Here is a 14359-nt window from a genome sequence, read left to right as displayed (position 1 = left end):
CATTGCGCGCGGATTCAAGGTCCGCCCAATGATGATTCCGACCTTAAGATGGGGAAGATTCGCCTCGTGCGCAACCCGCCGGTCAATACCAGCCGACCGCGATCTGGGCTTCTTCCGACATCCGGTCGGGGGTCCAGGGCGGGTCGAACACCATGCTGACCTCGACGCCGGACACGCCCTCCACGGTGCCGACCGCGTTTTCCACCCAGCCCGGCATCTCGCCGGCGACCGGACAGCCAGGCGCCGTCAGCGTCATCTCGATCTTGACCGAGCGGTCGTCCTCGATGTCGATCTTGTAGATCAGGCCGAGTTCGTAGATGTCGGCCGGAATCTCGGGATCGTAGACGGTCTTGATCGCGGCGATGATGTCGTCGGTCAGCCGCGCCAGCTCGTCCTGCGGAAGGGCCGAGGCCTGTGCCGGCACCGGTTCGGCCTGCTGTGTGGTGGTGTCGTCGCTCATCTCGTTCATCCGAAAAATGTCCGCGCCTTTTCCAGCGCCTCGACCAGGGCGTCGACCTCGGCCCGGGTGTTGTAGAGGCCGAAGGACGCCCTGCATGTGGAGGTCACGCCGAACCGCTTCAACAGCGGCTGGGCGCAATGAGTGCCGGCCCTGACCGCCACCCCGGCGCGGTCGATCACCATCGACACGTCATGGGCGTGAATGCCTGCCAGCTCGAAGGAGATAATCGCCCCCTTGTCCGGCGCATTGCCCAGAATGCGCAGCGCATTCACCCCGCGCAGACGCTCCTGGGCATAGTCGCGCAGCTCGGCCTCGTAGGCGGCGATGCGCGCCCGGCCGATCGATTCGACATAGTCGATCGCCGCGCCAAGCCCGATCGCCTGGGCGATCGGCGGCGTTCCGGCCTCGAAGCGATGCGGCGGGTGGTTGTAGGTCACGCCCTCCATCGCCACGTCCTCGATCATCTCGCCGCCGCCCTGGAACGGGATCGTCGCCTCCAGCGCCTCCATGCGGCCGTAGAGCACGCCGATGCCGGAGGGACCGTAGAGCTTGTGGCCGGTAAACACATAGAAGTCGCAGCCCAGCTCCTGGACGTCGACCGGCATGTGCACGGCCGCCTGGCTGCCGTCGACCAGAACCTTGATGCCGCGCTCATGCGCGATGCGGCAGATCTCGCGGATCGGCACCACCGTGCCGAGCACGTTCGACATGTGGGTGATCGCGACCAGCTTGGTGCGCTCGGTCAGGCATTTTTCGAACGCGTCGAGATGAAACACCCCCTCCTCGTCGACGGGAGCCCATACCAGTTTCGCGCCCTGGCGTTCGCGGATGAAATGCCACGGCACGATATTGGAGTGGTGTTCCATGATCGACAGGACGATCTCGTCGCCCTCGCCGATATGCGGCATGCCCCAGCCATAGGCGATGGTGTTGATCGCCTCGGTCGCGTTCTTGGTGAAGACGATCTCGTCGACGCTCGCCGCGTTGACGAAGCCGCGCACCGTCTCGCGCGCCTTCTCATAGGCGTCGGTCGCCGCATTGGACAGAAAATGCAGGCCGCGATGCACATTGGCGTATTCGGCGCCATAGGTGTGGGCGATCGCGTCGAGCACGGCCTGCGGCTTTTGCGCCGAGGCGCCATTGTCGAGATAGACCAGCGGCTTGCCGTAGACCTCGCGCGCGAGGATGGGAAAGTCGCGGCGGATCGCCTCGACGTCGTAGGGAGCGGAATCGACTTTCTGGTCCATGGTCCTGCTACTCCCGATTGCTTGGCCCACAGGCCGGCTGCGGACCGCTCATGCCGGCAAGGCCGGCGTAAACCGCCGTGGCCGCCCCGCTTCGCCCGGCGCTAGCCATGCGTGGCGAACCACGCCGTCAGCTTTTCCTCCAGCGCCTCGACCAGCGCCTCGTTGTCCAGGTCCTCGATCACCTCGGCCAGAAAGGCCCGCACCAGCAATCCGCGCGCGGTCTTTTCGTCGATGCCGCGCGCCATCAGGTAAAACAGATGGCCCTGGTCGATCTCCGTCACCGTCGCGCCGTGCCCGCAGGCCACGTCGTCGGCGAAAATCTCCAGTTCCGGCTTGGCCGAAAACTCGCCTTCATCCGTCAGAAGCAGGGTGTTGCAGGCCATCTTGGCGTCGGTCTTCTGCGCGTCGCGCGCGACGCGGATCTGGCCCTGGAACACGCCCTTGGCCTTGTCCGTGACGACGTTGCGTATCACTTCGGTCGACACCGTGTTGGCCGCTTCATGGTCGAGTACCATGGTCACGTCGCAATGGGTCTCGCCCGCCAAAAGGTTCACCCCGCGCAGGACGAATTCGGACCCCTCACCCGCGACCGCGACCTTGACTTCCTGGCGTACCAGCCTGCCGCCGGCATTCATGAAGAAAAGCGTGAGCTTGGCGTCCGCGCCGATTTCGATATTGGTCTGGCCGAGAAAAGTCGCCTCGTCCGGCTGTTCCTGGAGGATGATCCAGGTCAGGTCGGCGCCGTCCTCGACGGTGATGTGGCTGACCGCCGAAACCAGCGCCTCGCCGGCGCCGGTCTGGCGTTCCACGATCGTGGCGCGGGAGTTGCGGCCGGCGCGCGCGGCAAAGCGCACATGCGCCTGGCCGCCCTCGTGCAGGTTCTGCACTTCGATCGGCTTGGCGATCTCCGCGCCCTCGGCGATATCGAGCGCGTAGCCGTCGCCGACAAAGGCGGTGTTGATCGCCCCGATCGCGTCGACCGCGTCGCCGTCGAAAAGCTGCGGGGCGATGCTGCCGTCGCTCAGCCGGTCGAAAACGCGCTGGATGGCGACGCCGTCGACGCGGGGCACCGACGCGGCCCTGCCGGACAGAACCGGCAGCACGGTCGCCCCGCTCACCAGCGCCGGCTGCTCCTTGGCCTGCAGGGCGGGATCGAAGGCCGGCACCGCGCTCAGGAGGCGGCGCAGATCGGTGTAGTGCCAGGCCTCGACACGGCGCGTCGGCAGGCCCGACTTCAGCGCCTCCACCGCCTCATCGCGCCTGACGACGACGGCGGTGTCGCCGGGCAGGTCGGAAAAAAGCTGGCCGTAAGTATCGACCAGGGCCTGTTCGGCCGCGGTCATTTGCGGGGTGGCATGAAGGTTCATCACAGACACCTACGCCGCCTCGCCGACAATACCGGCGTACCCGTTCTTCTCGAGTTCCAGCGCCAATCCCTTGTCGCCGGACTTCACCACCCGACCGCGCGACAGCACGTGCACCGTGTCCGGCACGATATAGTCCAGAAGACGCTGATAGTGGGTGATGACGACCATCGCGCGCTCGGGCGAACGCAGCGCGTTGACGCCGTCGGCGACGATCTTGAGCGCGTCGATGTCGAGGCCCGAATCGGTCTCGTCCAGCACGCACAGTTTCGGCTCGAGAAGCATCATCTGTAGAATCTCGGCGCGCTTCTTCTCGCCGCCGGAAAACCCGACATTGAGCGGCCGCTTGAGCATGGCCATGTCCATTTCGAGCGTGCCGGCCGCTTCCTTGACCTTCTTCAAAAGGTCGGGAATCTTCAGCTCCGCATCGCCGCGGGCGCGGCGCTGCGAGTTGATCGCGACCTTTAGGAACTCCATCGTCGCGACACCGGGTATCTCCATCGGATACTGGAACGCCAGAAAGACGCCGGCGGCCGCGCGCTCGGCCGGGTCCATCTCCAGGATCGACTGGCCGTCATAAAGGATATCGCCCTCGGTGACCTCGTAGTCGGGCCGGCCGGCCAGAATGTAGGACAGCGTCGACTTGCCCGACCCGTTCGGGCCCATGATCGCGGCGACCTCGCCCGCCTTCACGGTCAGGTCGAGCCCGCGAATGATCTCGGTGCCGGTTTCGGCGACGCGGGCGTGAAGGTTCTTGATCTCAAGCATTTTCGTCTCGTTTCGAATTGTTTCAACCGCGCCCCGGGCGCGCGCTCATCCCTTGCGGACCACCGGCCGCGATCACCCCACGCTGCCTTCCAGCGAGATGCCGATCAGCTTCTGGGCCTCGACGGCGAATTCCATCGGCAATTCCTGGATGACCTCCTTGACGAAGCCGTTGACGATCAGCGCGATCGCCTCCTCCTCCGGGATGCCGCGCTGCATGACGTAAAACAGCTGGTCTTCCGAGATTTTCGACGTCGTCGCCTCGTGCTCGAGCTTGGCGGTGGCGTTCTTGGCCTCGATGTAGGGCACCGTGTGCGCGCCGCAATCGTTGCCGATCAGCAGCGAGTCGCAATTGGTGAAATTGCGCGCGTTGGTCGCCTTGCGGTGTACCGACACCTGGCCGCGATAGGTGTTGTTGGACTTGCCCGCCGAGATGCCCTTGGAGATGATGCGCGACACCGTGTTCTTGCCCAGATGCAGCATCTTGGTGCCCGAATCGATCTGCTGGTGGTCGTTGGAGACCGCGATCGAATAGAACTCGCCCTGCGAATTGTCGCCGCGCAGGATGCAGGAGGGATATTTCCAGGTGATCGCCGAGCCGGTTTCGACCTGGGTCCACGAAATCTTGGAATTCCTGCCGCGGCAGTCGCCCCGCTTGGTGACGAAATTGTAGATGCCGCCCTTGCCGTCCTTGTCGCCCGGGTACCAGTTCTGCACCGTCGAATATTTGATCTCCGCGTCGTCGAGCGCGATCAGTTCAACCACGGCCGCGTGGAGCTGGTTCTCGTCGCGCTGCGGCGCCGTGCAGCCTTCCAGGTAGGACACATAAGCGCCCTCCTCGGCGATGATCAGCGTGCGTTCGAACTGGCCGGTGTTCTTTTCGTTGATGCGGAAATAGGTCGACAGCTCCATCGGGCAGCGCACGCCCTTGGGGACGTAGACGAACGACCCGTCGGTGAAGACGGCCGTATTGAGGGTAGCGTAATAATTGTCGCTGGTCGGCACCACCGTGCCGAGATATTTGCGCACCAGGTCGGGATGCTCGCGGATCGCTTCGGAAATCGAGCAGAAGATCACGCCGGCCGCCGCCAGCTCCTTCTTGAAGGTCGTGACCACCGAAACCGAATCGAACACCGCGTCGACGGCGACTTTTCGTCCGCCATTGCCGTCGATCACGTCGAGTTCGGACGGCTCGCCCTGCTTGCGCACGCCGGCCAGGATTTCCTGCTCCTTGAGGGGAATGCCGAGCTTTTCATAGGTGCGCAGCAATTCCGGGTCGACCTCGTCGAGCGAGGTCGGACCGGCCGTGCTCTTTGGCGCGGCGTAATAGTGAATGTCCTGAAAATCGATCTCGGGATAGGAAACCCGCGCCCAGGTGGGCTCGCTCATCGTCTTCCAGCGTCGAAACGCTTCCAGGCGCCACTCCAGCATCCATTCCGGCTCGTCCTTCTTGGCCGAGATCAGCCGGATAATGTCCTCGTTGAGGCCCTTCGGCGCCTTGTCGGTCTCGATGAGCGTCTCGAAACCATATTTGTACTGGTCCACATCGATATTGCGGACCTGCTCGATCGTTTCCTGCACGGCAGGCATCGGCGTTCTCCATCCTCGCCGGGTTCAAGGCCCGGCAGTCTTCAAACTATGGCACCGCACGCGGCGTATGCCTCATGTAGTGCCTATTGCCGAGAAAATCACCCGGCAAAAGCCGGTTTCCGGCCATAGCGACACTTTTTCCTGACATTTTCGGGCAAGTTTGTCCGCATGTCAGGCAGCTCTAATGTCCTGCCCCGCCCCGCGCGCGACGATGCCGCGCAAGGCGGTGGCAAACCGTTCGATGTCGCCGACCTCGGTCGCCAGACCGAGCGACAGCCTGAGGGCCGACGCCTCCTCGCCATGGCCCATCGCCGCCAGCACATGGCTCGGACCGACCTTTCCCGACGAACAGGCCGATCCCGCCGACAGCGCGATCCCGGCGAGATCGAAGCCGATCTGCGCGGTTTCGGCCTTCAGTCCCGGCACGGCAAAAAAACTCGTATTGGCCAGGCGCGGTGCCGCGGCGCCGAAAATCGTCGCGTGCGGCGCGATCTCGCGGATCGCCCGTTCGGCCTCGTCGCGCAAGGCGCGCACGCCGTCCATCAGGTCCACGGCCCGCGCGGCTTCGCGCGCGGCGGCGCCGAAGCCGGCGATCGCGGCGACGTTCTCGGTTCCGCCGCGATGGCCCTTTTCCTGGCCGCCGCCGCGCACCAGCGGCTCGGGCATCACCAGCCCGGACGCCGCCACCAGGGCGCCGGCGCCCTTGGGGCCACCGATCTTGTGGGCCGACAGGATCAGGAAATCGGCCCCGAGATCGGCGATGTCGAGCGGAATGCGCCCCGCGGCCTGGACAGCGTCGAGCGCGAACAAGGCTCCCGCCTGCTTGGCGACGCTGGCAATCTCCGCAATCGGCTGGATCACGCCGGTCTCGTTGTTGGCAGCGTGGATCGCCACCAGGCTTTTGCCGGCAATCGCGTTTTTCGCGAGCACGGCCCGCACCGTCTCCGGATCGAGCAGGCCGTCGCGACCTACCGGCAGACGATGGACGTTTTCGGGCGCGAAACGCCCGCCGTCGAGCAGGCATGGATGGTCGCTCGCCGCCACGAACAGCCGCTCCAGACGCAGTGGCGCGCGTCCCATGCGCCAGTCGGGCGACGTCAGCATCGAGGCCGCCTCGCTCGCTCCGGAGGTGAAAACGACGTGCTCGGCAACCCCGCCGACCAGCGCGGCGACCACGCCGCGGGCCTCCTCGATCAGGCGGCGCGCGGCGCGGCCCTCGGCGTGCACCGAAGAGGCGTTGCCGCCGGCGTCCAGCGCCGCAAGCATCGCCGCGCGCGCCGTCTCCAGAAGCGGCGCGCTGGCGTTGTAGTCGAGATAGGCGCGCTGAGCGTGCATGCCTGCCGGTTCGATCCCGCTTTCCGATTTCGTGGTGCCGCGCGCAATTTCCTTGAAATTGCGTCACGACCCGTCCTATCTACCCGCCTTGCCAGATTGACGGTATTTCGCCAAGTTTGGAACGGTTCTAAACTAGCTTCTATGGAGGCGTCGGCCCCGCGTCAAGGTCGCACCGGCGCCGAATGACGTCCAGAGCGGACGGTTTGTGGAGTATTCATGCCCGAAGTGATTTTTGCCGGACCGGATGGCCGCCTGGAAGGCCGCTACCAGCCGTCAAAGGAAAAAAACGCCCCGATCGCCCTGGTGCTGCATCCGCACCCGCAATTCGGCGGCACGATGAACAACAAGATCGTCTACGATCTGTTTTACATGTTCCAGAAGCGCGACTTCACCACCTTGCGTTTCAATTTCCGCGGAATCGGCCGCAGCCAGGGCCAGTTCGACCACGGCACGGGGGAGTTGTCGGACGCGGCGGCCGCGCTCGACTGGGTGCAGTCGCTGCATCCCGATTCGAAGAATTGCTGGGTGGCCGGCTATTCCTTCGGCGCCTGGATCGGCATGCAATTGCTGATGCGCCGTCCCGAGATCGAGGGTTTCATCTCGATCGCGCCGCAGCCCAACATCTATGATTTCTCCTTCCTGGCGCCGTGCCCGTCGTCGGGTCTCATCATCCACGGCGATGCCGACAAGGTGGCGCCGCCCAAGGACGTGCAGACGCTGGTCGACAAGCTGCACACCCAAAAGGGCATCACCATCACCCAAAAGACGCTGGAAGGCGCCAACCATTTCTTCACCAGCCACGCCGACGAACTGATCGCCGACTGCTCGGACTATCTCGACCGGCGCCTCGCCGGCGAATTGGCCGAACCGCGCCCGAAGCGGCTGAGATAGGCCGCGTGCGGGATGCGTGGGCCGGCGCATTTTCGCGAAAACCGGCCTGACGTCCTGCACGGGTCGATCCATGCCTATACCCGCGCGGGCTGACGCGCGCGCTAAAGCCGTTCTGCTTTTCACGGATTCGCAGACCGGCTCCACCTTATTGTTTTGACGCGTTTCCGAACGGCGAACCGGCTTCCACTTCGCCTGGAACGCTATAGAGCCGTTCAGGGGCGAGCAAAAACTCCGCCGGTCGCCGGTTCGCGGCAACCCGTGGTCGTCGGCCAGGTGAGCGGCAGACCGGCGCGCGAGCGCGCGGCGAGATAGGCCCAGGCCTCCGCCTCCATCGCGTCGCCGTCGAGCCCCGCATCCTCGGCCAGGATCACGCGCCCCGCGCCGCGCCGTTGCGCCTCCTCGCGCAGATCGGCCACGATATGCGGGTTTTTGCGGCCGCCGCCGCACAAGATCCACAAACGCGGCGCCTCGGGCAGGACATCGACCGCCTTCATGATCGCCGCCGCCGACACCGCCGCCAGCGTGCGCGCGCCGTCGGCGAGTTCCAGCCCGTGCACCGGTTCGAGCGTGAAATCGGCCCGGTCGAGCGACTTCGCGCCCGTGCGCGCGAACCACGGATTGGCGAGATAGGCCGTCACCACCGACGCCCGCACCCGGCCCTCCGAGGCGATCATGCCGTCGGCGTCGAACGGCACCCCGCCCTCGCCCGCCACCCACTGGTCGATCAGGGCGTTGCCCGGGCCGGTGTCGAAGGCGATGGGGTCGCCGCGTTCCGGCACGACGCTGATATTGGCGATGCCGCCAATATTGACGAACGCCACCGGCAGCCGGCCGGCGAACTCGGCCGGAAGCGCCCGGGCGAGCGCGGCATGATAGGCCGGCACCAGCGGCGCGCCCTGGCCGCCCTGCGCCATGTCGTTGGCGCGCATGTCGAACACCACCGGAAGGCCCGTCTCCCGCGCCAGCAGGGCGCCGTCGCCCAGTTGCACCGTCAGCGCCCGTTCGGGCCGGTGCAGCACCGTCTGGCCGTGAAAGCCGATCAGCGTCGGTGTCGGCCCCGATTTCGTCAGGGCGTCGACGAACGCCCTGACGGCGACGGCATGGCGCATCGTGATCTCGCGCTCGAGCGCGGCGAGATCGCCCGGCCGCTCGTCCCGAGCCTCGATCGAGCGCGCCGTTTCCAGCGTCGCCTCGAGCCGGCGCCGGAACCCGGCCTCATAGGCAACGAAATGCGCGGCGCCCCGGCGCACCGTCGCGGCCCCGTCGGTCTCGACCAGCGCCAGGTCGATCCCGTCCATCGACGTGCCGCTCATCAGGCCGAGCACGCAAATCTTCTTCATGGCGCGCCGCCTTTCCCGTGCGATCCCAACTTTCTTGTGATTCTGCCGCAAGCGATGCTAAAGCCGCATCGTCTCGATTGCCACGGCCGCGCGCCGGGCATTTTCCACGTCACCGAAAGTCAGAAAAATGTCCGCCTTCCGATCCGATTTCCTGCGCACGCTGTCCGAGCGCGGTTTCATCCACCAGATTTCCGATGAAACCGGCCTCGACGACCTGTTCGCGACAGAAACCGTGACGGCCTATATCGGCTTCGATCCGACGGCGCCCAGCCTGCATGCCGGCGGCCTGATCCAGATCATGATGCTGCACTGGATGCAGAAGACCGGCCACCGTCCGATCGCCCTGATGGGCGGCGGCACCGGCATGATCGGCGACCCCTCGTTCAAGGACGAGGCGCGCAAGCTGATGACGCCGGAGACGATCGCCGACAACATCGCCGGCATCAAGAAGGTGTTCGCCAACTACCTGACCTTCGGCGAGGGCCCGCGCGACGCCATGATGGTCGACAATGCCGACTGGCTGCTCGACATCAACTATGTCGAATTCCTGCGCGATGTCGGCCGGCATTTCTCCGTCAACCGCATGCTGGCGTTCGATTCGGTCAAGACCCGCCTCGACCGCGAGCAGTCACTGTCGTTCCTGGAATTCAACTACATGATCCTCCAGGCCTATGACTACGTGGAACTGAACCGGCGCTTCGGCTGCCGCCTGCAGATGGGCGGCTCCGACCAGTGGGGCAACATCATCAACGGCATCGATCTCGGCCACCGCATGGGCACGCCGCAGCTCTACGCGCTGACCTCGCCGCTTTTGACCACCGCGTCCGGCGCCAAGATGGGCAAGAGCGCCGACGGCGCGGTGTGGCTCAATCCCGACATGCTGGGCGCCTACGAGTTCTGGCAGTACTGGCGCAACACCGAGGACGCCGATGTCGGCCGTTTCCTAAAACTCTACACGACGCTGCCGCTCGACGAGATCGCGCGGCTGCAAGCGCTTGGCGGCGCGGAGATCAACGAGGCCAAGAAGATCCTGGCGACCGAGGTCACCGCGATGCTGCATGGTCGCGACGCCGCCGAGACGGCGGCAGAGACCGCGCGCAAGACCTTCGAGGAAGGCGCGCTGGCCGCAACCCTGCCGACGATCGAGATCGACGCCGCCGCGCTCGGCGACGGCAGCGGGCTTCTCAGCCTGCTGGTCAAGGCGGGGCTGGCGGGCTCGAACGGCGAGGCAAGGCGTCACGTCAAGGGCGGCGCGGTCAAGGTCAACGACGAGCCCGTCTCAGACGAGCGCCGCGTCGTCGGCGAGGCCGATCTGCGCGACGGCGTCGTCAAATTGTCGCTCGGCCGCAAGAAACACGTGCTCGTGCGTCCGCTTTAAGCGGACGCGCCCGCGCGGCGGGCCGTCTTACCGGAATTCGAAGATCGAGCGGAAAATCCCGGGCGCGATCACCGAGATCGGATTGACCTGAAGCTGGGGCGACTTGGCGTTGCCCGACAGTTTGAAGGTGATGCCGATCAGGCCGCGGTCGCGGCCATTGCCGAGGATCTGGCCCAGAAGCGGGATCTCGGCGAACAGCCGGTTGAAGCCGTAGGCGGGCATGAAGGTGCCGGCGATGCCGATATTGCCCTTGCTGTCGTAGAGCGCGCCGCGGAAGGTGGCGCCGATCACCGGCCCGCGCAGGATGCCGCGGGCGATCGACAGATAGCCGTCGCCCTTTTCCACCGTCGCGTAGCCGCGGTCGAAACGCGCCTTCGACACGTCGATGTCGCGGCGCACGGCCTCGTTGAGGCTGCGGCCGTCGCCCTCCGGCGGCGCGGTCGCCACCAGCGAGCGCAGCTTGGGTTCGTTGACGATCCAGAACTCGCGCGCGTCGACCTGGCCCTTGAGCGGCCCCTTGCCCTGCGCGGCCAGCGCCAGGTCGATCGTCCCGCCCTGCATGTACTCGTAGATATTCAGGAACCGCAGCACCGCGCCGGCATCGCCCGATTCCATGGTGACGGTGCGGCCACCGGCATCGGTGCCGTTGACGATCGCGATCTTGCCGCCTTTCGACGAACGCGCCTCCATCCTTAACATGCCGACATCGGTGCCGGTGCCGGCCAGGCTGATCGACACCGCCGACAGCACCTCCTCGCCAAACCCCGTCACCCGCTCCACCGATGCCTTCAGCGAGACGGGAATCGATTCCACGCTCTCCTCGGCCTGCTCGGTGTCGGACAGGTAGAGCTTGATGACGGAGCGCGCGTCGAAGGCCTTGCCGTTGATGGCGATGTCGTAGCGGCCGGCCCTGCGCGCGATGGTCAGCGCGACCTGGTCGCCGCGATTGAGCGCGACCTTGCCGAACTCGGCCCGCGCCAGGCTGCCGTTTTCGAGCACAACCTCCCCGTCTACGGCAAAACTCTTGCCGGTAAGATGGAAATCCGACAGCCGCGTCGAGGCGCCGTCAGCCTCGAGCACGAAACTCGCCTCGGCCGGCACGCCGGCCCCCTTGCTCCAGCCCACCCAGGGAAAGCGCAGCCGCGCCTTGGTCAGGTCGGCAACGATCCGCTGCGCCCCGCCCTCTTCCACCGACACGTCGAGGCTGACCGGACCCGAAAGCATCTCGTTGAGTTCCGGCGCGATCTTGTCGCGGCCGGCATCGTCGAGGACGAGCGTGATGTCGCGGGCGCGCCCCGGCGCGGTGCTGTCGAGCGGCTCGGTCATGCTGATTGTCGCGGCCAGCCCGTTGAGGCGCGCCTGGGCATCGATGACGGCCTTTTGCGGATCGACCACGATCGACCCCTGCGCGTCGGTCACCACCTGACCGTCAAGCGGCTCGGCCAGGGCCAGGTCCTGATAGTCGAGCGACACTTTCCAATCGAGACTTTCGATCGGGACGTCCTCCTGCAGCGGGATTTCCGCCCAGACCTGTCCGCTGACATCACCGGAAAAATCCGTCGGCTCGAAGCGCAAATGGCGCATGGCGTCGATCGGCTTGTAGGAGGCGAACTCAACGATCGACGGGGCATTGCCGGCAACGTCGATCTGCATCGTGCCGATCAAAGGGTGAACGCCGGCGTCTTCGATCGCAAACGTCCCGTTGCTGGCCGCAACGGTACGTCCGGTCGGCATGAACACGGTGCCCGAATCGAGCACGATATCGACCGCATTGCCGCGAAACTCGACCGTGCCGAACGCATCGCGCACCGGCGGCAGTTCGCCGGTGATGTCGAAGCGCGTATCCTCGATGCGGAAACGTCCGTTCACCTCCTCGCCCGACAGCGCGACGCCGTTGCCCAGCCGGTCCGCCTCGACCTTCAGCCGCACGTGGCTGTCGACGATCATCCCACCGAACACGTTGGCGATCACCCAGGCCCGCGCGCCCGGCGCCGTTTCGGTCGGCCACAATTGCTTGGCATGGGCGACCGGCATCGACGGCACGTCCATGGCAAACACGATCGACGGCGCCTTGTCGGCGAAAAGCCGCATCGAGGCGCGCGCGAACAGCTCTCCACGCCCGGTACGCACCCCGATCTCGGACGCCGTCAGCAGGCCGATCTTGGGACGGTAGCGCCCGGCGAGCCGGGCAAGGAATGTCAGGCTCGGCTCCGAGACGTCGGCCACGGCCGCGCGCGACTGGTCGCTGACGAATTCGTAACGATAAGCCGGCTCGCTGCCGGGTTTCGGATCCGGCACCGGCCCGGCCGCGCCGTTGAACAAAAACCGCGACCGTCCGGTACGCACGTCGATCCGGCCGAACTCGACCTTGCCCGTTCCCGCGACCAGGGCCGCCGCGAGGTCGACCGTGCCGGCAACCGGGGCGCTGTCGGGAACCGAGACCACCAGATCGTCGCTCTGCAGACCGATCTCCAGACGATCGGGGCCGCCGAGCGCCGAGCGCGTGCCCTTGAACGTCACGACGCCGCTTCCCGCCACCAGCGGCGGCTCCTGCGTGGTGTGTTCCGCACGCGGCAACGGTGCGATCTCGGCCCGCAGCCGGAAATCGAGCCCGGGCCGGTCTCCGGCGGTCCGCGAGGCCGCCGCCGAAACCGCGAGCGGCCGGCCCGCCACGACCAGTTCGCCCTCGATCTCGACCGTTTCCGGCTTCTCCCCGGTCAGTTCGGCGCTGCGAACGACGACGGCGTGGCCGTCATCCAGCGCGATCTCCACATCGCGCAGCGATATCAGGCGCGTCGAACGCGCTCCCAGCACATCCAGCGCCTGCTCGACCGCGGAAAAGACCAGCGCCAGCACCCGGTCGGGATCGATCAGCCCGTGCGCATTCCTCACCTGGCCGACGAGATCGCCCTCGCCGCCGCCGGGCATGGCACCCGGCGCGATCCTGGCACGATCGAGTTCGATCCGGTCTATGGCCAGACGCCCGTTGACCAATGCGCCCAGATCGAGCCCCAGACGCAAAGCGCCGATATCGGCGAAACTGGCCTGCTGCGCCGCAGCCGACACGCGAACCTCGGGAACCTCCAGCGCGATGAAGCGGCCGCCGCTCAGCGAAAACCGCGCCGGCCCCGATGTCAGCGCGACCGGAACGCCCAACGCCGACGACAGCGCGGCTTGCGCCTCGTTGCGCAACCGCTCCGAGCCCAGCCCCATTGTGCCGGCGAGATAAAACCCGCCCAGCGCCGCCGCCACGAGCAGGCAGATCGCGGCCAGTCCCGCCACGACCCAGCGCGGCACGACATGGCGTGCCCGGCGCGGCGCCGCTTCGTGCGAAGCCGCCGACGGCAGCGAATCGAGCGCGCGGATATCCTCGCGCCGAAACCGGACCCAATGGTGTTTTTCGGTGCCCTTGCTCACCTCGACGACCGTGCTCGCCCTGTTGGCATGGACGAATCCATGAATTGCATTATATGGCCTTCGCGAACCCGGTCACCGAGAAAGAAAGGACAAGCCCATGGCTCAGCCAGAAATCGGTCAGCAGGCACCCGACTTCGATTTGCCGCGCGACGGCGGCGGCTCGCTCAAGCTTTCGGACCTGCGTGGAAAGCCTGTCATTGTCTATTTCTACCCGAAGGACGACACGAGCGGCTGCACAACGGAAGGAAAGGACTTTTCCGCGCTTCTGCCCGAATTCGAGAAAGCCGGCGCCACCGTCATCGGGATATCGCCGGATAGCGCAAAAAGTCATGACAAATTCAAGGCAAAGCACGGACTTTCGGTCGTTCTCGTCGCCGACGAGGACAAGAGCGCGATCCAGGATTATGGCGTGTGGGTCGAAAAGAGCATGTATGGGCGCAAGTTCATGGGCGTGGAACGCACGACGATCCTGATCGACAAGGACGGGCGCGTCGCGCGGGTCTGGAACAAGGTCAAGGTCGCCAATCACGCCGCCGAGGTGCTCGAGGCCACGCAAGCGCTGTGAGCGCGCC

At 65.9% G+C, this 14359-nt stretch carries 11 protein-coding genes; 3 read left to right on the top strand and 8 right to left on the bottom strand.

The features are described 5' to 3' along the window. Positions 1-82: 82 nt before the first annotated feature. From C7T96_RS13285 to C7T96_RS13260, 6 genes are all read right to left on the bottom strand, one after another. Entirely contained in the window at positions 83-469 is a 387-nt protein-coding gene (locus C7T96_RS13285; RefSeq protein ID WP_106571702.1) for an SUF system Fe-S cluster assembly protein, read from the bottom strand. After that, positions 466-1707, bottom strand: a complete 1242-nt coding sequence (locus C7T96_RS13280; RefSeq protein WP_106571701.1) for a cysteine desulfurase — start codon at positions 1705-1707, stop codon at positions 466-468. The genes C7T96_RS13285 and C7T96_RS13280 overlap by 4 nt, the downstream gene beginning before the upstream one ends. Positions 1708-1808: 101 nt before the next feature. Further along, on the bottom strand, positions 1809-3074 hold the full coding sequence (sufD, locus tag C7T96_RS13275; RefSeq protein ID WP_106571700.1) for a Fe-S cluster assembly protein SufD: 1266 nt from the start codon (positions 3072-3074) through the stop codon (positions 1809-1811). 9 nt (positions 3075-3083) lie between these two features. Next, positions 3084-3839 carry a Fe-S cluster assembly ATPase SufC gene (sufC, locus tag C7T96_RS13270; RefSeq protein WP_106571699.1) on the bottom strand — a complete coding sequence of 252 codons (756 nt, stop codon included), beginning with the start codon at positions 3837-3839 and terminating at the stop codon, positions 3084-3086. A 72-nt stretch (positions 3840-3911) separates the two neighbouring features. Further along, positions 3912-5426 (bottom strand): Fe-S cluster assembly protein SufB, encoded by a 1515-nt coding sequence (gene sufB, locus C7T96_RS13265; RefSeq protein WP_106571698.1) that lies wholly within the window; start codon positions 5424-5426, stop codon positions 3912-3914. Positions 5427-5597: 171 nt separating this feature from the next. Then, a complete protein-coding gene (locus tag C7T96_RS13260) occupies positions 5598-6761 on the bottom strand; it encodes a cysteine desulfurase family protein (protein WP_106571697.1) in 1164 nt (387 codons plus the stop codon). Between the two features lie 216 nt (positions 6762-6977). Between C7T96_RS13260 and C7T96_RS13255 the strand changes: the two genes are divergently transcribed. Then, the gene (locus tag C7T96_RS13255; protein WP_106571696.1) at positions 6978-7652 is read left to right on the top strand and encodes an alpha/beta hydrolase; all 675 of its coding nucleotides are present in this window, start codon (positions 6978-6980) and stop codon (positions 7650-7652) included. A 212-nt stretch (positions 7653-7864) separates the two neighbouring features. Here the strand turns inward: C7T96_RS13255 and C7T96_RS13250 are convergent, their stop codons facing one another. Beyond that, on the bottom strand, positions 7865-8992 hold the full coding sequence (locus tag C7T96_RS13250; protein ID WP_106571695.1) for an anhydro-N-acetylmuramic acid kinase: 1128 nt from the start codon (positions 8990-8992) through the stop codon (positions 7865-7867). A 127-nt stretch (positions 8993-9119) separates the two neighbouring features. Between C7T96_RS13250 and tyrS the strand changes: the two genes are divergently transcribed. Beyond that, positions 9120-10370 (top strand): tyrosine--tRNA ligase, encoded by a 1251-nt coding sequence (gene tyrS / locus C7T96_RS13245; protein ID WP_106571694.1) that lies wholly within the window; start codon positions 9120-9122, stop codon positions 10368-10370. 27 nt (positions 10371-10397) lie between these two features. Here tyrS and C7T96_RS13240 read toward each other — a convergent pair whose 3' ends face one another. After that, complete coding sequence (locus tag C7T96_RS13240) at positions 10398-13787, bottom strand: DUF3971 domain-containing protein (protein WP_106571693.1); 3390 nt, start codon at positions 13785-13787, stop codon at positions 10398-10400. Positions 13788-13884: 97 nt separating this feature from the next. Between C7T96_RS13240 and C7T96_RS13235 the strand changes: the two genes are divergently transcribed. After that, on the top strand, positions 13885-14352 hold the full coding sequence (locus C7T96_RS13235) for a peroxiredoxin (protein WP_106571692.1): 468 nt from the start codon (positions 13885-13887) through the stop codon (positions 14350-14352). Positions 14353-14359: the final 7 nt, after the last annotated feature.

It is taken from the genome of Nitratireductor sp. StC3, from assembly GCF_003015025.1.
GTDB classification, from domain to species: domain Bacteria; phylum Pseudomonadota; class Alphaproteobacteria; order Rhizobiales; family Rhizobiaceae; genus Mangrovimarina; species Mangrovimarina alexandrii.
This window is presented reverse-complemented; position numbering and strand designations above follow the sequence as displayed.